Annotated in this window: 20 protein-coding genes; 8 read left to right on the top strand and 12 right to left on the bottom strand. The window is 69.5% G+C overall.

Annotated features, from left to right (window positions below; genetic code table 11):
* The first annotated feature begins 1 nt into the window (after position 1).
* Complete coding sequence (locus D7325_RS16490; protein WP_120997546.1) at positions 2–1093, top strand: tetratricopeptide repeat protein; 1092 nt, start codon at positions 2–4, stop codon at positions 1091–1093.
* Positions 1094–1509: 416 nt separating this feature from the next.
* Here the strand turns inward: D7325_RS16490 and D7325_RS16495 are convergent, their stop codons facing one another.
* From D7325_RS16495 to D7325_RS16510, 4 genes are read right to left on the bottom strand one after another with little or no spacing between them, the layout of a single operon-like run.
* Positions 1510–2043, bottom strand: coding sequence for a DUF3299 domain-containing protein (locus D7325_RS16495; RefSeq protein WP_425452326.1), 534 nt, complete (start codon positions 2041–2043; stop codon positions 1510–1512).
* 7 nt (positions 2044–2050) lie between these two features.
* Positions 2051–3316, bottom strand: coding sequence for an ABC transporter permease (locus tag D7325_RS16500; protein WP_120997547.1), 1266 nt, complete (start codon positions 3314–3316; stop codon positions 2051–2053).
* Entirely contained in the window at positions 3316–4023 is a 708-nt protein-coding gene (locus D7325_RS16505; RefSeq protein WP_120997686.1) for an ATP-binding cassette domain-containing protein, read from the bottom strand. The genes D7325_RS16500 and D7325_RS16505 overlap by 1 nt, the downstream gene beginning before the upstream one ends.
* A gap of 11 nt (positions 4024–4034) precedes the next feature.
* The gene (locus tag D7325_RS16510) at positions 4035–4664 is read right to left on the bottom strand and encodes a ZrgA family zinc uptake protein (protein ID WP_120997548.1); all 630 of its coding nucleotides are present in this window, start codon (positions 4662–4664) and stop codon (positions 4035–4037) included.
* Positions 4665–4777: 113 nt separating this feature from the next.
* Between D7325_RS16510 and D7325_RS16515 the strand changes: the two genes are divergently transcribed.
* Positions 4778–5116 (top strand): hypothetical protein, encoded by a 339-nt coding sequence (locus D7325_RS16515; RefSeq protein WP_120997549.1) that lies wholly within the window; start codon positions 4778–4780, stop codon positions 5114–5116.
* Positions 5117–5130: 14 nt separating this feature from the next.
* On the opposite strand, the gene trxA is transcribed toward D7325_RS16515, so the two are convergent.
* The 4 genes from trxA to D7325_RS16535 all read right to left on the bottom strand — a co-directional run bounded on the left by trxA (position 5131) and on the right by D7325_RS16535 (position 7741).
* On the bottom strand, positions 5131–6003 hold the full coding sequence (trxA, locus tag D7325_RS16520) for a thioredoxin (protein ID WP_120997550.1): 873 nt from the start codon (positions 6001–6003) through the stop codon (positions 5131–5133).
* 101 nt (positions 6004–6104) lie between these two features.
* Complete coding sequence (gene thpR, locus D7325_RS16525; RefSeq protein ID WP_120997551.1) at positions 6105–6623, bottom strand: RNA 2',3'-cyclic phosphodiesterase; 519 nt, start codon at positions 6621–6623, stop codon at positions 6105–6107.
* Positions 6624–6632: 9 nt separating this feature from the next.
* A complete protein-coding gene (locus D7325_RS16530) occupies positions 6633–7319 on the bottom strand; it encodes a class I SAM-dependent methyltransferase (protein ID WP_120997552.1) in 687 nt (228 codons plus the stop codon).
* A complete protein-coding gene (locus D7325_RS16535; RefSeq protein ID WP_120997553.1) occupies positions 7316–7741 on the bottom strand; it encodes a YbaY family lipoprotein in 426 nt (141 codons plus the stop codon). Before D7325_RS16535 ends, D7325_RS16530 begins: the two co-directional genes overlap by 4 nt.
* A 115-nt stretch (positions 7742–7856) precedes the next feature.
* Between D7325_RS16535 and nrdR the strand changes: the two genes are divergently transcribed.
* The gene (nrdR, locus tag D7325_RS16540) at positions 7857–8321 is read left to right on the top strand and encodes a transcriptional regulator NrdR (protein ID WP_120997687.1); all 465 of its coding nucleotides are present in this window, start codon (positions 7857–7859) and stop codon (positions 8319–8321) included.
* Positions 8321–9433 carry a bifunctional diaminohydroxyphosphoribosylaminopyrimidine deaminase/5-amino-6-(5-phosphoribosylamino)uracil reductase RibD gene (ribD, locus tag D7325_RS16545; protein ID WP_120997554.1) on the top strand — a complete coding sequence of 371 codons (1113 nt, stop codon included), beginning with the start codon at positions 8321–8323 and terminating at the stop codon, positions 9431–9433. Before nrdR ends, ribD begins: the two co-directional genes overlap by 1 nt.
* A gap of 60 nt (positions 9434–9493) precedes the next feature.
* Here ribD and D7325_RS16550 read toward each other — a convergent pair whose 3' ends face one another.
* Together D7325_RS16550 and D7325_RS16555 are read right to left on the bottom strand one after the other, a co-directional pair.
* Positions 9494–10726, bottom strand: a complete 1233-nt coding sequence (locus D7325_RS16550) for a TIGR03862 family flavoprotein (protein ID WP_177431807.1) — start codon at positions 10724–10726, stop codon at positions 9494–9496.
* Between the two features lie 70 nt (positions 10727–10796).
* Positions 10797–11720 carry a histone deacetylase family protein gene (locus tag D7325_RS16555; protein ID WP_120997556.1) on the bottom strand — a complete coding sequence of 308 codons (924 nt, stop codon included), beginning with the start codon at positions 11718–11720 and terminating at the stop codon, positions 10797–10799.
* 237 nt (positions 11721–11957) lie between these two features.
* Here D7325_RS16555 and tesB point away from each other — a divergent pair, with 237 nt between their 5' ends.
* Both tesB and D7325_RS16565 read left to right on the top strand, forming a co-directional pair.
* Complete coding sequence (gene tesB, locus D7325_RS16560) at positions 11958–12824, top strand: acyl-CoA thioesterase II (RefSeq protein WP_120997557.1); 867 nt, start codon at positions 11958–11960, stop codon at positions 12822–12824.
* Positions 12821–13435: an HAD family hydrolase gene (locus D7325_RS16565; RefSeq protein ID WP_120997558.1), complete on the top strand. Its 615-nt coding sequence runs from the start codon at positions 12821–12823 to the stop codon at positions 13433–13435. Before tesB ends, D7325_RS16565 begins: the two co-directional genes overlap by 4 nt.
* Positions 13436–13462: 27 nt before the next feature.
* Here D7325_RS16565 and ypfJ read toward each other — a convergent pair whose 3' ends face one another.
* Positions 13463–14338 carry a KPN_02809 family neutral zinc metallopeptidase gene (gene ypfJ / locus D7325_RS16570; protein ID WP_120997559.1) on the bottom strand — a complete coding sequence of 292 codons (876 nt, stop codon included), beginning with the start codon at positions 14336–14338 and terminating at the stop codon, positions 13463–13465.
* A gap of 217 nt (positions 14339–14555) precedes the next feature.
* Positions 14556–14990, bottom strand: coding sequence for a DUF411 domain-containing protein (locus D7325_RS16575; protein ID WP_120997560.1), 435 nt, complete (start codon positions 14988–14990; stop codon positions 14556–14558).
* A 224-nt stretch (positions 14991–15214) separates the two neighbouring features.
* On the opposite strand from D7325_RS16575, the gene D7325_RS16580 reads away from it, so the two are divergent.
* Together D7325_RS16580 and D7325_RS16585 are read left to right on the top strand one after the other, a co-directional pair.
* Positions 15215–15868, top strand: a complete 654-nt coding sequence (locus tag D7325_RS16580; protein WP_120997561.1) for a DUF4345 domain-containing protein — start codon at positions 15215–15217, stop codon at positions 15866–15868.
* Complete coding sequence (locus D7325_RS16585) at positions 15865–16968, top strand: DUF1615 domain-containing protein (RefSeq protein ID WP_120997562.1); 1104 nt, start codon at positions 15865–15867, stop codon at positions 16966–16968. Before D7325_RS16580 ends, D7325_RS16585 begins: the two co-directional genes overlap by 4 nt.
* The last annotated feature ends 15 nt before the right edge of the window (positions 16969–16983 follow it).

The following is a 16983-nucleotide window of genomic DNA, read 5'->3' on the forward strand; positions in this document are numbered from 1 at the left end:
CATGCGCTACCTGATGCTCTCGTTGCTTCTCCTGATGGCGCCGGCGTATGCGGCGCAGACCATCGATCCGTCCGTGTTCAAGGCGCTCGAGCAGGCTCGTACGGCGCAGGACAAAGGCAACTATGCCCAGGCCAGGCAAGCCTTGCAGAGCGTCGAACCGAAGGCGGGGACGCTCGAGCAGGCTCTGATCTGGCGCAGCCGCGGTTACCTCGCCTGGGCCGAGGGCGACAACCGCGAAGCGCTGGAATGGCTCGAGAAGGCCGTCGCCAGCGGCAAGCTGGACGACACGCTGCTCGCCAATGAAAAGCTGAACCTGGCGCGTTTGAACCTGGCGGAAGGGCGCTTCGCCAAGGTCGTGCAGCTGATGGCACCGCTGCCCGCCAATGCCGATGAAGACCGGCTGAAGATGCTGGTCCAGGCTTATCAGGGCCTCGGTCAGCACACCAAGGCGCTGCCACTGGCCGAGCGCTACGTCACGGCCCATCCACAGGCGGACGACGCCTGGCTGCAACTGCTGGTTGCCGGCAATGCGGAACTCAAGCGCTTCAAGGAAGCGGAGCGCTGGCAGCGCAAACTGTTGATGCGCCGGCCGGATAACGCCAAGGGCTGGTGGCAACTGGCGGGCCTGCAACAGATGGCGGGCAGCGACCACCGCGCGCTGGCAACCCTGCGCGCGGCGAAGCTCAAGGGCATCGCCTTCACCGAGGAGCAGCTCGACAACCTGGTGCTACTGGCCAGCGCAGCCGGCCAGCCCTGGCAGGGTGCCCGGCTGCTCGACGGGATGCTCGACGCCGGCCTGCTCGAGCGCAACCCGAAGCGCACCGAGCGGCTCGCCACGCTCTGGTGGCAGGCGCGTGATCGCGAGGCGGCGGCCGATGCCTACCGGCGCCTGGCACAGAGCTCGGGGTCGGCCAAGTACTGGCTGCACTTGGCGCAACTTGAGCTGGAGCAATCGCGCTGGCAAGCCGGGCTCGATGCCTTGAAGCAGGCCGAGCGCGCCGGTGCCGAGCGATCCAAGGTGCGGGCCTGGCGCGAGTGGGCCGAGAGCGAGCTGAGCTTCGAGCGTGAACGTCAGCTGGCGCACGCCGGCTGATGCTGGCTCTCCACCGTCTCATCGCAGGCGGTGGACCGACTCGACCACGCTGTAGATCGGAGCGAGCTCGCTTGCGGTCGTGAGGCGCTGGGGTGAGCGCCATGCGGGACGGAGCACGGCAAGAGCTCGCCTCCCTCAGGCTCCGGCGGATTGGCTTGGAACCGCACCGCCGCCCTTGGAACCTCCAATTGTTCGCTCGGAATGTCGAACTGTCTCAGCGATCCAGGCTCGATGGCTCGATGGCTCGGCTGGTCAGGCGACGTCAGCCCATCGCCTTATTGTCCGAAGGCAGAAGTCACCAACCCTCGCCGAAACCGATCAGTCGTTCGACGTGTGGCGCTAGTGACCCGGCATGGAGTATCACTCGATGTGCTTGGCTCGAACGCTAACGGCCGCAGCCCCGAGCCATGCCCGCTTCACTGCATTTCGTAGGGATAGATGCGCTCGGCCTGCATGCGGTAGCCCGCCTCGGCCAGCTCGCTGCTGACCGCCTCCACGCGCAGCACTCCCTCGATCCAGAACGGTTGCCAGAGCGCTTCCTGCAAGAAGGGCTCGTCCGTGCGCACATGCACGATCTGGTTGGACGGTGGCGGTGGGACATGGATGCAGGCACCGAAGTAGGGCACCAGCAAAAACTCCGTCACCTGTCCATCGTCGAGCATGTCGAGCGGCACGACGTAGCCGGGCAGCTTGATCTCGACGCCGTCGAGCGCCGGGACCACCGGTGCGGCCGGCATCTCCTGCACGGCCGCCGGACCGCTCTCGGCCGCGAGCACATCCGCCAGCTGGGACAGGTCGTGCCGGGCCAGCGGCTCCGGTGGCGGCGGTGCGTTCGCCGGGACCAGTTCCGTCCATTGCAGCTCTCGCGGGCTCGCCTGGAGCGCGACGAGAGGCATCAGCCAGAGGGCGAGGCCGAGGAGAAGCACGTGGCGCAGCGGGAGGTGGGTCATGGCAGCCTCACAGTCGGATCGACAGGCCATCGGCCAGTGACTGGCGGTAGGCCCGCCAGGCCGGGGCCGCTCCCATCGTCACCGCCGCGGCGTAGATGCCGGCCAGTATGGTCAATTCATGGGCGCTGGGTAGCCCCAGCGGCAGGAACAGGCCATAGCGGGCTTGCACCCAGCCCCGTCCCAGGACGATGCCCAGATACAGCAGGGCCACGCCGAGCAGGATGCCGACCGCCGCGATCCCGCCGGCTTCCAGAATCAGCAGACCGAAGACGTGCGCCGGACGAGCGCCAACCGAACGCAGGATCGCCATTTCGCGTCGGCGTTCGTTGAGGCTCGCGAGGATGGCGGTGAGCATGCCGACCAGTCCGGTCAGCACCACGAACATCGAGACGATCAACAGCGCCCGCTCGGCGGTGCTCATCAGCCCCCAGAGCTCCTGCAGGGCGACCCCCGGCAGGATCGCCAGGAGTGGTTCGGCTCGGTAGTCGTTGATCTCGCGCTGCACGGCGAAGGTGGCGATGCGCGACTTGAGGCCGAGCAAGAAGGCCGTGATGGCCTCGGGCTGAAGCGCCATGGCCCGCGCCTCGTCGGCGCTGACGCGCGCAGCGCCCCGAGCCGGCATGCCGTTGCGCCAGTCGATGTGCAGCGCCTCCATGCCGGCGAGCGAGATGTGCAGCGTGCGATCCACCGGGGTGCCCGTCGGCGCGAGGATGCCCACCACGCGGAAGGGCTTGTCGTCGTGCCGCACCAGGCTGATGTCCGCGACGCCGTGCGCGAGCACGATCTCGGTGCCCGGCGAGTAATTCAGCGCCTGCGCCACCTCGGCGCCCAGCACGACGTCGAACGGGTCATCGGCGAACGGCCGGCCCGCGCTGAACGCGAGCGCCTGGCGGCGTCCGTAGCGGTAATGCGTGAAATACGCCGGGCTGGTGCCGAGTACCCGGTAGCCGCGGTGCGAGTCGCCGAGCGAAAGCGGAATCGCCCACTTCACCTGCGGGTGTGCCTGGAAGTGCTCGAAGCTCTCCCAGCGGATGTTGTTGGTCGCATTGCCGATGCGAAAGACCGAGTACAGCAGCAGGTTTATCGACCCGGAGCGAGCGCCGACGACCAGGTCCGTTCCGCTGATGGTATTGGCGAAGCTGGCGCGCGCTTCGGTGCGCACGCGCTCCACGGCCAGAAGCAGGCAAATCGACAATCCGATCGCGCAAACGGTGAGCAGTGCCGTGAAGCGTCGGTTGGCGAGGCTGGCGAAGGCGAGTCTGAGCAGGTACATCAAGGCGTCTCGAGCGCGGCGGCGCGGTTGAGCGTGAGCAGCGACAGGTTGCGATCGAACAACCCGGCGAGCGACCGGTCATGGCTGACGAACAGCAGGCTGGCGTGCGCCTGCCGACACTCGGCGAACAGCAGCGTCAGAAAGGCTTCGCGCGCGTCGGCATCCAGCGCGGACGTCGGCTCGTCGGCGATCACCAGCTCGGGCTGGCCGATCAGCGCACGCGCGGCCGCCACCCGCTGCTGCTGGCCGATCGACAGGCTGTCGGCACGGCGCTCCAGCAGGCCTTCATCGAGCCCGAGCTGGGTCGCGAGGATCGCCACGGCGCGCGCCACGCTGCCATGTCGCTCCGTCGCCCGCCGGGCCCGCAGCGCCGAGAACCGGCAGGGCAGGGCGATGTTCTCGGCCACCGGCAGGAAGGGCAGCAGGTTGAATTGCTGGAAGAGGTAACCCGTGTGATCGGCGCGGAAGCGATCCCTGGCGCTCGATGACAGCGCGCTCAGCGACTGGCCGAGCAGCGAGACGCTGCCGCGTGCCGGCAGGTGCACGCCGCCCAGCAGGCCGAGCAGGGTGGTCTTGCCGCTGCCCGAAGGTCCGTGCAGGAACACCGACTCGCCGCGCGCCAGCGCCAGCGCCGGGATGTCCAGCAGCGTTGGCTGCCCTGGCCAGGCGAAGGCGACGTCGTGCAGTTCGAGCAGTGCGTCGGTCACGGGCTGCCTGCTCACAAGGGCAGGCGCGGGTTATCCGCGGTCAGTTCCGCCGCGTGCTGCCCGTTGGGTCCGATGGCCTGAACCTGCAGCTTTTCGGTCTGCGGGAAGGTTTCGAAGAAGGCCGCAAGGTCGAGCCCGTCGATGGCCGCGCCGGTGCAATCAAGCTGGTATTCGGCGCGGATATCGCTGTGGCCGTCGTCCTGGGCCGGTGCCGTCGTCTGACTGCGATCGCCGTAGCCCGGATGGTTGTAGCCCAGCACCGCGCCGGTCAGGGTCTGCTCGCTCACCGAGCAGGTGGCGTCCTCGCTGAAGCCGAGCCAGCTCAGTGGCTGCTCGAGCAGGCCGCGGACCGCCGCCACGCGCGCCTGTTCCTGTTCGTCGTGCGCCTGATGCTCGAAGCCGAGCAGGTTGATGGCCGGCGACGCCAGCGCCACCGCGACCGAGCCGCCCTCGATCGCTACGTTCAGGTGCGCCACGCCGTGCTCGTGCGTGCCGAGGCTGCCGTGCTGCTCGCCGTGGTCGTCGTGGTGCGCAGGTTCATGCTCATGGTCATGACCGTGCGCCTGTTCGTCGGCGTGAGCGGGACTCAGGGCGAATAGCGTGACGAAGGCGAGTGCGAAGACCGGTGGGCGGATCGGCATGGTGCAGTCTCGTTGAAGTGCTTGGCGTTACGTTATAACAAGGGTGCGCGACGTCTGGCCAGCGTCTTGCTCGCGTGTGAGCATGCGACTTTGCAAAACGGAGGCGTGAGCGAATGATCAGGGTGCGCGGAACCGTGGGAGCCTGGCCGGTGGATCTGCAGATCGAACTCGACGACCAGGACTGGGCCGCCCTGGCGCGCCAGGCCAGCGCTGAGCCCGCCACAACCGCGGCGGCGGCGCGACCGTCCGACGACGATCCGCTGTGGTCGCGCGCGCAGGCACTGCTGCGCGAGGCCGGTGAGCTCGAAGGCCCGGAGCTGCTGGCGGCGCTCGCCGCGCTGGCCGGAAGCGATCAGGCCGGCAAGCGCCTGCTCGTGCGGTTGCGTCACAGCGACCAAGTCGAGATCGTCCAGCGCGGCGAGGCGCCGCTGTACCGCTGGATCGCGCAATAGCAGGACTGGGCGGATCAGTAGATGGCCTGGTACAGCCGTCGGCGGTAGGTGGTCACCAGCGGGTGCGCCGTGCCCAGCAGCTCGAACACCTGCAGCAGCGTCTTGTGCGGCTGACCGTCGGCGTAGTTGCGGTTGCGGATGAACAGCTTGAGCAACGCGTCGAGTGCGGCCTCGTGCTGCCCGCGTGCGAGCTGCTGGATGGCGAGTTGGTAGGTCGCCTCGTCGTCGTCCGGGTTCTGCGCGAGGCGCGCCTTGAGGTCGGCCGTGTCGGGTAGCTGCCCGGCTTCGCGCAGGAAGGTCAGCTGCGCGCGTGCGCCGGCGAGTGCCTGCTTGTGCTCATCGCCCTGAACGGCACCCAGCACCGTTTCCGCCTCGGCGATTTCGCCGCGCTCGGCCAGGCAACGTGCGTAGAGGATCAGCGCCTGGGCGTGGCTGTTGTCCTCGCCGAGCAGGGCCTTGAGCTGGGTTTCGGCCTCGGCGAAGCGGCCCTCGGCATAGAGCGCCTGCGCGCTTTCGAACAGGTCGCCTTCCGGTGTGGCCGGTAGCTGGACGTGCGGCTCGAGCATCGCACGGATCGCCGACTCGGGCTGGGCCCCGGCGAAACCGTCGACGGGCTGGCCGTCCTTGAACAGCACCACGGTCGGCAGGCTGCGCACGCCGAAGCTGGCGACGATGTCCTGCTCGACATCGCAGTTGACCTTCGCCAGCAGCAGGGCGCCGCCGTATTCCTCCGTGATCTTCGCCAGCAGCGGCATGAGCGCCTTGCAGGGCGCGCACCATTCGGCCCAGAAGTCGACCAGCACCGGCGTGTGGAAGGAGTTGTCGATGACCAGCTGCTGGAAGCTCTGGACGCCGTTGATTTCGAAAATATGGGGAGTCTGGCTCATCGGGTTCTCGACCGGGCAGGATGAACGAAAGGGCATGAAGCATGACATGTGAGGGCGCCCGGCGCCCGTTGCAAGTCTTCGCGCTGATCAGGCCAACCGCATCAGGGTGCCGTGAGCGGCCAGCTCTGCACGGCGTGGTAGCGCACGCCCTGGCTCGTGCTGTCGGAGCGGTACAGCCCGACGCGATCGGCCGTCAGCGCGTAGTCGACGGGTAGCGGCTGGGAGAGGGGTGCCGCGTCGCGCATCAGCGTGAGGTGCGGGCGATAAGGGCGTCCCTCGCCCGGCAGTCCGGCCTCGGCCAGGTGGTGGCGCAGCGTTTCGGCGAGCGACATGAGCGCCGCGGGCGGTGAGTCGCTGGTCAGCACCAGTGCGCCCGATCGCCAGCGCTCGAGGGTCGTGAATGCGAGGCTGAACGCGGCCCCGTCGAGCCGCGCGCCGATGTCGGCCAGCAGCGGCAGGTGGTCGGGTGGGTGGCCGCCGAGGAAGGCCAGCGTCACGTGGAAGTTCTCCACCGGCACGGGCCGCCCCGCAAGACCGAGCCCGTCGCGCCAGTGTCCGAGTTCGGTCGCCAGCGTGGCGGGGCAGGGAATGGCGAAGAACAGCCGCAGCGTAACGGACATCGGCGCCTCTCAAGCCGTCGCGGCGATCGCGACCGGCGGCGCGACGCGACAGGCGTGGTAGAGCGTGACGTGCCGAAACTCCGCTGGCTCGGCCAGATCCGGCCAGGTGCAGGCTTCGAACTGCGCCAGGCGGCTGTACAGCGGATGGGCGAAGTCGCGCACCCGCGAGTCCGCCACCAGCGCTTCGCGGCCGCGCGTCAGGAAGTGGTCGAGCAGCGGCAGGTTGGCGCGATCGTAGAGGACGTCGGCCACGATGATCAGGTCGTAACGGTCGGCTTCCGCGAAGAAATCCGCGCTGAAGCCAAGCTGCACACCGTTGAGCTCGGCATTCGCCCGGCAGGCCGCGAGCGCCAGCGGATCGAGGTCGCAGGCCACGACCTCGGCGGCGCCGGCCCTGGCGGCGGCAATGGCGGCCACGCCCGAGCCCGCGCCGAAATCCAGCACCCGCTTGCCTCGGACGCGCGCCGGCTGCTCGGCGATCCAGCGTGCCAGCACCAGGCCGCTCGCCCAGCAGAAGCACCAGTAGGGCGGCTCGTCGAGGATGCGTCGGGTCTCATCGACGTCGAAGGCGCGATCCATGTTGGCGGCGTCGATCAGCCACAGGCGCAGGTCCGTGCCCGGCAACGGCGTGTCGACCAGCCGGGCGCCGCCCAGCAGGCCGGCGAGCGCCGTTTGCAGGGTCTGCAGTGAACTCATGGTGCCGGCACGACACGCAGCGAGCCCAGCGCCTGGCTGGTCGAGCGTGGAATGCTGCGCGCCGGCAATCGGTGCGTCAGCGTGCCGGCCTGGGTGACCCGGCCACGCAGCTCGACGTGATCGCCCTGCTCGAACACCTCGGGGTTGAACTTGAGGACGAACGGCAGCTCGCCGCCGCGGCCTTTCAGGCGCAGGTTGCTCAGCAGCCGATCGGGTCGTTGCTTCGCATCGACGATGATCAGCGCCAGCTCGACCTCGGCACCGGCCGGGACGTCGAGCAGGCTGCCGCTCAGGCTGTTGAGCGGCTTGGTGTCGGGTGCGATGGTGATCGTTTCGGCCGGCGGCGGAGGGGCTGGTTCGGGCGTGGCGCAGCCGGCGATCGCGGCCAGCAGGACAGTCGGCAGAAGCGGGCGTAGGGTCACGGACGGCGTCCTCGCGAAGGCGGTTTGCGGGCTTGTATAGCAGCAATCCCGCCGGCTTGTCTTGCCGACCGGATGCGCTACCATGCCCGTCCCGACGTCTGACCAGCCCGCCTTCATGCACTGTCCCTTCTGTACCGCGCACGACACCAAGGTGATCGATTCCCGGCTCGTCGCCGAGGGCGATCAGGTGCGCCGCCGGCGTGAATGCCTGGCCTGTGGCGAGCGCTTCACCACCTTCGAAACGGCCGAGCTGGTCATGCCGCGGCTGATCAAGCAGGACGGCAGCCGCCAGCCCTTCGACGAAGACAAGCTGCGCGCCGGCATGCAGCGCGCGCTGGAAAAGCGCCCGGTCAGCGTCGAGCGTCTCGAAGAGGCCATCGTCCATATCAAGCACAAGCTGCGTGCCACCGGCGAGCGCGAAATCAAGTCGCGCGTGCTCGGCGAACTGGTGATGGCCGAGCTGCAGAAGCTCGACGAGGTCGCCTACATCCGCTTCGCGTCCGTCTACCGGCGCTTCCAGGACCTCAACGAATTCCGCGAGGAAATCGAGCGCCTGTCGCGCGAGCCCTCGAAAGCCTGATGGCCAATTCCGACCAGGCCTGGATGGCGCGAGCGGTTCAGCTGGCGCGCAAGGGGCTGTATTCCACCCATCCCAATCCGCGGGTTGGCTGCGTCATCGTCAAGGACGGCGTCGCCGTCGGCGAAGGCTGGCACCCGTTCGCCGGCGAGCCGCACGCCGAGGTGCACGCGCTGCGCCAGGCCGGTGCGGCGGCGAAGGGCGCCACCGCCTACGTCACGCTCGAGCCCTGCAGCCACTTCGGCCGCACGCCGCCCTGCGCCGACGGCCTGGTCGAGGCCGGCGTGGCGCGCGTGGTTGCCGCCATGCAGGACCCGAATCCCCAGGTGGCCGGTCGCGGCCTGGCCCGGCTGCGCGCCGCCGGTATCGAGGTCGCCAGCGGCATGCTGGAAGCCGAGGCGCGCGCGCTCAACCCGGGCTTCATCAAGCGCATGGAAACCGGCCTGCCGTTCGTGCGCCTCAAGCTGGCGATGAGCCTCGACGGACGCACCGCGATGGCCAGCGGCGAAAGCCAGTGGATCACCGGACCGGCCGCACGCCGCGAGGTGCAGCGCCTGCGCGCGCAATCCAGCGTGGTGCTCAGCGGCGCCGACACCGTGCTGATGGACGATGCCCGGCTCACGGTTCGCGCCGACGAGCTGGGGCTGGATGACGAACTGACCGCGCTGGCGCTGCGCCGGCCGCCGCTGCGCGTGCTGATCGACGGCCGCGGACGGGTGCCACTGGACGCCACCTTCTTTCGTGCCGGCCCGAGCCTGGTGGTTGGCCTCGCCGGGGTGCGCGCCGACGGCTACCACGCGGCCGGCCACGAGTGGCTCGCGCTGCCCGGCGCCGAGGGGCAGGTCGACCTCGATGCCTTGCTGCGTGAGCTGGGCCGCCGCGGCGTCAACGAGGTGCTGGTCGAAGCCGGGCCGCGGCTGGCCGGCGCCTTCGCCCGGCTCGGACGGGTCGACGAATTCCATCTCTTCATGGCGGGCAAGCTGATGGGCTCGGCGGCCCGGCCCTTGCTGGATTGGCCGCTGGCGCGCATGGCCGAGGCGCCGGCATTGCAGATCAAGGACATCCGCGCGTTCGGTGAAGACTGGCGAATCCTGGCGGTGCCGGTGCCTGCCTGACGCCTTTGGCGTGGGGGCGGTAACCAGCCGGGCGGTGACGAGGCTGCGCCGTTATCCGCCCTACGGGTTGCGCCCGGCGAGCCAGTCGAGCATGCCCCGTCCGGCCGCCCGACCGCTGGCGAAGCAGGCGCTGAGCAGGTAGCCGCCGGTCGGCGCTTCCCAGTCGAGCATCTCGCCGGCACAGAACACGCCCGGCCGCAGGCGCAGCATCGATCGCTCGTCGAGCGCCTCGAAGGGCACGCCACCGGCGCTGCTGATCGCCTCGTCTAGGGGGCGGGCTCGAACCAGCGTTATCGGCAGCGCCTTGATCGCATTCGCCAGGGCGGGCACGTCGTCCCACACCGGGCGGTCGGTCAGTTCCCGCAGCAGCGCGGCCTTGACGCCGTCCAGACGCAGCTGGCGGCGCAGATGGTTGGCCATCGATTGCGAGCCGCGCGGCCTGGCGAGGGCCTGTTCGACCGCGCCCAGGGTGCGATCCGGCAGCAGGTCCATCCGCACCGTGGCGTGTCCATGTACCCGAATCTGCTCGCGAATCTCGGCCGACAGCGCATAGACGAGGCTGCCCTCCAGCCCGCGCGCGGTCAGCACGCACTCGCCTTTGCGCGACGGGCCGTCGGCCAGCGCCAGGCCGATGCCCTTGAGCGGGGCGCCGGCGAATCGCTCGACCAGCAGCGCGCTCCAGGCGTCGACCTCGAAGCCGCAGTTGGCGGGCTTGAGCGGTGCGATCGACACGCCGAACGCTTCGAGCAGCCCGACCCAGGCGCCATCCGAGCCCAGGCGCGCCCAGCTGCCGCCGCCGAGGGCGAGCAGAACGGCGTCGGCCTCGGCCTGTCGTTCGCCGTCCGGGGTGGTGAAGCGCAGCGCACCGTCGGGCGCCCAGCCCAGCCAGCGGTGGCGCGTATGGAAGGTGACGCCGGCGTCGCGGAGCCGCTTGAGCCAGGCGCGCAGCAGCGGGGCGGCCTTCATCTCCGTCGGGAAGACCCGCCCCGAGCTGCCGACGAAGGTGTCGATGCCCAGCCCGTGGATCCACTCGCGCAGAACGGCTGGCGGAAAGGGGTCGAGCAGCCGCCGGACTTCATCCGCGCGCTCGCGATAGCGGCCGACGAACGCGTCGTAGGGCTCGGCGTGGGTGATGTTCATGCCGCCGACGCCGGCCAGCAGGAATTTGCGGCCCACCGAGGGCATGGCGTCATAGAGGTCGACCGCCACGCCGGCGCTGGCGAGGACTTCGGCGGCCATCAGGCCGGCGGGGCCGCCGCCGATGACGGCGACGCGGTGGGGGGCTTGTTTCATGGTCGGGCCTGCAATGCGGGGCGCCATTGTAGCGGCCTGCCGGGCCGCGGCCACTGGCGGCGCGCCTGGCTCAACGGCCGAGCCCGAACTGCGTCCACATCCGTTGCGAGCTGTGGTGCAGGATGCCGTGGCGACGGGCGAGCGCGGCGCGGTCCTTGTCGTAACCGCCGCCGATCACGCCGACCACGGGAATGTCGCGACCGAGGCAATGCTCGATGACCCGGCAATCGCGTGCGGCCAGGCCCTCGTCGGTGAGTTGCAGCAGGCCGAGCGCGTCGTCGCGGTGCACGTCGACGCCCGCATCGTAGATCACCAGGTCGGGCTGGTAGATCGGCAACAGGTAGCCGAGGGTGTCATCGACCACCTGCAGGTAGGCCTGGTCGCCCATCCCCGGCGGCAGCCCGATGTCCCAGTCGCTGCGCGCCTTGCGGACGGGGAAGTTCTTCTCGCAGTGCAGCGACACGGTGACGGCGTCGGGCACCTCTTCCAGCAGGCGTGCGGTGCCGTCGCCCTGGTGCACGTCGCAGTCGAAGATCAGTACCCGGCCGACCCGTCCCTGCTCGAGCAGGGACAGCGCGATGATCGCCAGGTCGTTGAAGATGCAGAAACCCGAGGCGTGGTCGCGATGCGCATGGTGCGTGCCGCCGGCCAGGTGACAGGCCAGCCCATGTTTCAGCGCCTGGTCCGCCGCCAGCAGCGAGCCGCCGACCGCGCGCACGGTGCGCCGCGCCAGTTCCGGCGACCACGGCAGGCCGAGCCGGCGAAGCTCCTCGCGGGTCATGTCGCCGGTGCAGTAGCGATCCACGTAGCCGGCGTCATGGGCGAGGGTGAGCAGCTCGCGCGGACAGAGGTCGGGGCGCAACAGCGCCTCGTCGGTGGTCAGGCCGCTATCGACCAGGTGGTCGCGCAAGAGCCGGAACTTCTCCATCGGGAAGCGATGCCCGGGTGGCAGCGCAGGGCTGTAATCCTCGTGATAGACCAGCGGCAACGGCATGGGTTACGACTCGACAAGGCGGCGCGCCAGTATGGCCGTCGCGCGCAACGCCCCTCAAGCAGGCCCGCGGGACGACGTCCGTCGCCGCGCTCCTCGGCGTCGCCGCCCGGCACATGCCTGAGCCGCGCGCGTCCGGCCCGGATCGGCGGGCGCGTATAGGCTCACATGGCGATGGAGCGCTGCCGGGCGAAGCCTTACCATTGCCGGCCTGCCCGTGCCCTCACAAGGAAGCCCCCAATGTCCCAGATACTCGAAGCCCTGGTGGACCTGCTGTCGCTGGAGCCGATCGAGGAGAACCTCTTTCGCGGCAACTCGCAGGATCTAGGGTTCCGCCAGCTGTTCGGCGGCCAGGTGCTCGGCCAGGCGCTGTCGGCCGCCAGCCAGACGGTCGATCCGGCGCGTCACGTGCACTCGTTGCACGGCTACTTCCTGCGCCCCGGCGATGCCCAGCTGCCGGTCGTCTACCTGGTCGACCGCGTGCGCGATGGCGGCAGCTTCACCACCCGCCGCGTCAGCGCGGTGCAGAAGGGCCAGACCATCTTCACCTGCAGCGCCTCGTTTCAGATCGTCGAGGAAGGCTTCGAGCATCAGTTGCAGATGCCCGAAGTCGTCGGCCCGGAAGGCCTGCCGAACGAAACCGAGCTGGCGGCGCAGGTCGCGCACCTGTTCCCGGAAAAGATGCGCGAGAAGTTCCTCTGCCCGAAGCCGGTCGAAATCCGCCCGGTGACCTACCAGAACCCGCTCGATCCGCAGCCGATGGAGCCGATCAAGCACGCCTGGTTCCGCGCCGACGGCACGCTTCCCGACAACGCGGCGCTGCACAAGTACCTGCTGGCCTACGCGTCGGACTTCGGCTTCATCGGCACCGCGTTGCAGCCGCATGCCGTGACCTTCTGGCAGCCCTACATGCAGCTCGCCAGCCTCGATCACGCCATCTGGTTCCACCGTGAGGTGCGCGCCGACGAATGGCTGCTGTACACCTCCGACTCGCCGTGGGCGGGCGCCGGACGCGGTTTCGCCCGCGGCAGCATCTTCAACCGCCAGGGGCAGCTGGTCGCCTCGGTGGCGCAGGAAGGGCTGGTCAGAAAGCGCAGCCCGCAATGAGCCACGCCCTGGCCGCCGCGACGCATTGGGTGTTCGACATGGACGGCACCCTGACGATCGCCGTGCATGATTTCGCGGCGATCCGGCGGGCGCTCGACATCCCCGCGGACGACGACATCCTGCATCACCTGGCCGCGCTGCCCCCGGACGAGGCGGCGCCCAAGCGCGCCTGGCTGCTGGAACACGAGCGGGAACTGGCCTACGCCGCGCGCCCGGCGCAAGGGGCTCGTGCGCTGCTGCATGCGCTACGCGCGCGGGGCTGTCGGCTCGGCGTGCTGACCCGCAATGCGCGCGAGCTGGCGCAGGTCACGCTGGAGGCGGTCGGGATGGGCGACTGCTTCGCGCCCGACGACGTGCTGGGCCGCGACGAAGCCCCGCCCAAGCCCGATCCGGGCGGGCTGCTGAAACTCGCCGATCGCTGGCAGGTAGCGGCGAACACGCTGGTGATGGTCGGCGACTACCGCTTCGATCTCGAGTGCGCGCGCGCCGCCGGTGCTCGCGGCGTGCTGGTCAACCTGCCGGGCAACCCCTGGCCGGCGCTGGCCGATGCGCATGCGGTCGACTGCGCCGCGCTGCTGGCCGAGCTGGAGCGCTGCTGGTCGGCGGGCTGAGCCTTCGTTCATCAAGCGCCCGCCGGGCTACAGCGTGGCGGCCTCGAAGGTGTTGCAGCGCTCCGGCGCGCCGCTCTCGAAGCCATTGCGGAACCAGCGCACGCGCTGCTCGGAGGTGCCGTGGGTGAAGGCGTCCGGCACCACCCGACCCTGCGAACGCCGTTGCAGGCGATCGTCGCCGATGGCGCTGGCGGCGTTCAGCGCTTCCTCGACATCGCCGGGCTCCAGCCACTGGTGGCGACGCTGCGCGTGATAGGCCCAGACGCCGGCGAGGCAGTCGGCCTGCAATTCCTGGCGCACCAGCAGGCCGTTGTCGCCCTCCAGCTGCACGCCGCGCTGCCGCGCCGCCTGGATATCCTGCGAGACGCCGAGCAGCGTCTGCACGTGATGGCCGACCTCATGGGTGATGACATAGGCCTGGGCGAAGTCGCCGGCGGCCGAGAATCGCTCGGCCATCTCATCGAAGAACGACAGGTCGAGGTAGACCTGCTCATCGCCGGGGCAATAGAACGGACCGGTCGCCGAGGTCGCGAAGCCGCAGGCGGAGTTCACGCCCTGGCGAAACAGGATCAGCCGTGGCTCGCGATACGGCGCGCCGGCCTGCTGGAACAGCGCGCCCCAGGTGTCTTCGGTATCGCCGAGGATGGCGCGGACGAACTCGACCTCGGGTTCGGCGACCGGCGGCGGTCCGGCGCCTTCGGTAGATACCGGGGCCGTGGCGACCGGTCCTTCGCCAGCGAGCTGATCGAGCACCTGGATCGGGTCCTGCCCCAGCAACAGGCTCAGCGCGACGACGATCACCACGCCGCCCAGGCCCAGCCCCCCACCGATCTTCAGCCCGCGCCCTGACCGCCCGCGGGCATCCACTACGTTGTCGCTGCGACGTGCCTTTTGCCAGCGCATGAGGTCTCCCGGCCGTTTGCGGTGCCGCCGGCAGGATTCCGAGCGGCGTTACCATCGAAGCAAACGACCCTGGCGACAGCGCAAAGGTTCGCGTCGGCCGGCTATGGCCAGGGCTCGGAGATCGGGCGAGGGCGCGAGCGAGGGAAAGGGAAGGCAGGGAAAGGGCGAGGCGATGGGCGCGAGGAAGCGCCGGCCCGCGATGGCCGGCGCAGGCGGATCAGCGGGCCGGGTATTCGGCCAGCACCTGTTCCCCGTTCGATTCGGTCAGGCCGATGACCTGATAGGCATCCTGGCGGTCGCCCATATCCATGCCGGGCGAGCCGGCGGGCATGCCGGGCACCGCGGCGCCGATGAGGTCGTCGCGCTTGACCAGCTCGCGGACCTCGCTGGCCGGTACGTGCCCTTCGACGAACTTGCCGTCGATCACGCCGGTGTGGCACGAGCCCAGGCGATGCGGCACGCCCTGCGCGGTTTTGAAGGCGGCCATGTCCGACTCGACGTGATCGCGCACCACGAAGCCGTTGCTCTCCAGGTGCTTGATCCACGCCTTGCAGCAGCCGCAGTTGGGGTCGCGATGGACGTCGATGGTGAGGGGCTCGGCAGCCTGGGCGAGACCGGCGAACAATGTGGCAACGAGCAGAAGACGGCGCATGGCGGCTCCGAAGGTGAGTGGAACGCGGCCAGCATAGCGGCACCCGGGCGAGGCTCAAGGGGCAGTTGTCGGCAAGATGTGTCCAGGGCCTGCGCAGGGCTGCGACCGATCGTCTCGGTCCGGCCGAACGAGGCGCAGGGCGAACGAAACGCCGTTTGTCGGGTCTTCTAGCTCACCCGTAAAGGATGCCCCGCGTCGGGGTTGCGCTATCGGCGGAGGAAAGCATGCGGTTCGCCCGGATCGTCTTGGCCATCGAGGCCGTCGTGATGTTGGGGCTCAGTCTGGCCTACTGGATCTGGCCCTACGAGATGGCCAATCTCAACGGCATGCTCCTGATGGAGACTGCATCGGTCAGCCATATGCGCGTCTATTACGGCGGCCTCCAGCTGGGGCTGGCGCTGTTCCTGCTGTGGTCGATGCGCGATGTCCAGCGCATCCGCCCGGCGCTGGTGCTGCTGGTCTTCACGATGCTGGCGCTGGTCATCGGCCGGCTCGGATCGCTGCTGCTCGATGGCGGCGAGCTGATCGGCTTCGACCTGGCGTCGCTCATCTACCGGTTGGTCGCTGCGCTGCTGGCCGGCATCGCCTGGCTGCTGGTACGCCGCGACGTCGCGCCTGAAGTCGAATCGGACGAGGACGTCGGCGCCGACCCGGAACCGCTGCCGCAGCGGGTCGAGCCGCCGACACGGCGCCTGTTCGACGAGCCGCCCAAGCCCTTTCGGGTTGGTGAGGTGCCGCCGGATGCCGAGCTGGCTCCACGCACGAGTCCCTCGACAGCCGATGCGCCGGCGCCCGGTGGCACTGGCGTCCACACCTGGGACCCTGACGCCCCCGGCCTGGACGGATCGATCGATCGACCCGACGGGCCGGTTCGATGAAGTACCCGACCCGCGTGCGCGGCCTCGGCCTGCTGGCCGGCGCCAGCCTGCTCCTGCTGCTCGGTGGCTGCGGTGTGCGCGGTACGGCGCCGATGCCCGAGCCCGAGGAAATCCAGTCGCGGCTGATGCGTGTGCTGCCCAAGACCGTGTCGGACCGCGCCGGCTGGGCGAAGGACATCCAGGTGGCCTTTACGGAGCTGGAGATCGAGCCCAGCTACGAGAACCTCTGCTCGGTGCTCGCCGTGACCGAGCAGGAGTCGACCTTCCAGGTCGCGCCGCCGGTGCCGGGGCTGGCGAAGATCGCCCGCGCCGAGATCGACCGCCGTGCCGAGCGGCTGCACATCCCCGCGTTTCTCGTGCGCGCCGCCCTGCAGCTCGAATCGCCGACCGGCAAGACCTACGCCGAGCGGCTGAGCGCGGTGCGCACCGAAGAGCAGCTCAACGACCTGTTCAGCGATTTCATCGGCATGGTGCCGCTCGGTCGGCAGCTGTTCGGTACTTTCAACCCGGTGCACACCGGCGGGCCGATGCAGGTCAGCATCGACTTCGCCGAGGAGTACGCGCACCGTTACCCCTACGAGGTCGAGCGCTCGATCCGTGACGAAGTGTTCAGCCGCCGCGGCGGGATGTTCTTCGGCATCGCGCACCTGCTCGACTACCCGGCGCATTACGAGCGCTCGCTGTATCGCTACGCCGACTTCAATGCCGGTTGGTACGCCAGCCGCAATGCCGCCTTCCAGAATGCGGTGGCCCGGCTGAGCGGCCGGCGGCTGGCGCTGGACGGCGACCTGATTCGCCACGGCACGCGCGAGCCGGGGCAGACCGAGCAGGCGGTGCGTTCGCTCAGCCGGAAGCTCGGGCTGGACGATGCCGAGATTCGCCGCGCGCTGGAACAGGGCGACAGCCTCGATTTCGAAGAAACCGAGCTGTACGAGAAGGTCTTCGCGTTGGCCGACAAGGCGGCCGGCAAGCGTTTGCCGCGTGCGCTGGTGCCGAACATCGCGCTGGAAAGCCCCAAGATCACCCGCAAGCTCACCACCGCCTGGTTCGTCGAGCGGGTCGACGAGCGCCGCAAGCGCTGCCTGGCACGCGCCGGCTAGGGCCTGCCGACGCGC

Source organism: Stutzerimonas urumqiensis, from assembly GCF_003640395.1.
Lineage (GTDB): Bacteria > Pseudomonadota > Gammaproteobacteria > Pseudomonadales > Pseudomonadaceae > Stutzerimonas > Stutzerimonas urumqiensis.

Bases quoted from the DNA above. Each gene is read 5' to 3' on its own strand.
- D7325_RS16490 (WP_120997546.1), top strand. From the start codon at position 2: ATGCGCTACCTGATGCTCTCGTTGCTTCTCCTGATGGCGCCGGCGTAT.
- D7325_RS16495 (WP_425452326.1), bottom strand. From the start codon at position 2,043: ATGACCCACCTCCCGCTGCGCCACGTGCTTCTCCTCGGCCTCGCCCTC.
- D7325_RS16500 (WP_120997547.1), bottom strand. From the start codon at position 3,316: ATGTACCTGCTCAGACTCGCCTTCGCCAGCCTCGCCAACCGACGCTTC.
- D7325_RS16510 (WP_120997548.1), bottom strand. From the start codon at position 4,664: ATGCCGATCCGCCCACCGGTCTTCGCACTCGCCTTCGTCACGCTATTC.
- D7325_RS16515 (WP_120997549.1), top strand. From the start codon at position 4,778: ATGATCAGGGTGCGCGGAACCGTGGGAGCCTGGCCGGTGGATCTGCAG.
- trxA (WP_120997550.1), bottom strand. From the start codon at position 6,003: ATGAGCCAGACTCCCCATATTTTCGAAATCAACGGCGTCCAGAGCTTC.
- thpR (WP_120997551.1), bottom strand. From the start codon at position 6,623: ATGTCCGTTACGCTGCGGCTGTTCTTCGCCATTCCCTGCCCCGCCACG.
- D7325_RS16530 (WP_120997552.1), bottom strand. From the start codon at position 7,319: ATGAGTTCACTGCAGACCCTGCAAACGGCGCTCGCCGGCCTGCTGGGC.
- nrdR (WP_120997687.1), top strand. From the start codon at position 7,857: ATGCACTGTCCCTTCTGTACCGCGCACGACACCAAGGTGATCGATTCC.
- ribD (WP_120997554.1), top strand. From the start codon at position 8,321: ATGGCCAATTCCGACCAGGCCTGGATGGCGCGAGCGGTTCAGCTGGCG.
- D7325_RS16550 (WP_177431807.1), bottom strand. From the start codon at position 10,726: ATGAAACAAGCCCCCCACCGCGTCGCCGTCATCGGCGGCGGCCCCGCC.
- D7325_RS16555 (WP_120997556.1), bottom strand. From the start codon at position 11,720: ATGCCGTTGCCGCTGGTCTATCACGAGGATTACAGCCCTGCGCTGCCA.
- tesB (WP_120997557.1), top strand. From the start codon at position 11,958: ATGTCCCAGATACTCGAAGCCCTGGTGGACCTGCTGTCGCTGGAGCCG.
- D7325_RS16565 (WP_120997558.1), top strand. From the start codon at position 12,821: ATGAGCCACGCCCTGGCCGCCGCGACGCATTGGGTGTTCGACATGGAC.
- ypfJ (WP_120997559.1), bottom strand. From the start codon at position 14,338: ATGCGCTGGCAAAAGGCACGTCGCAGCGACAACGTAGTGGATGCCCGC.
- D7325_RS16575 (WP_120997560.1), bottom strand. From the start codon at position 14,990: ATGCGCCGTCTTCTGCTCGTTGCCACATTGTTCGCCGGTCTCGCCCAG.
- D7325_RS16580 (WP_120997561.1), top strand. From the start codon at position 15,215: ATGCGGTTCGCCCGGATCGTCTTGGCCATCGAGGCCGTCGTGATGTTG.
- D7325_RS16585 (WP_120997562.1), top strand. From the start codon at position 15,865: ATGAAGTACCCGACCCGCGTGCGCGGCCTCGGCCTGCTGGCCGGCGCC.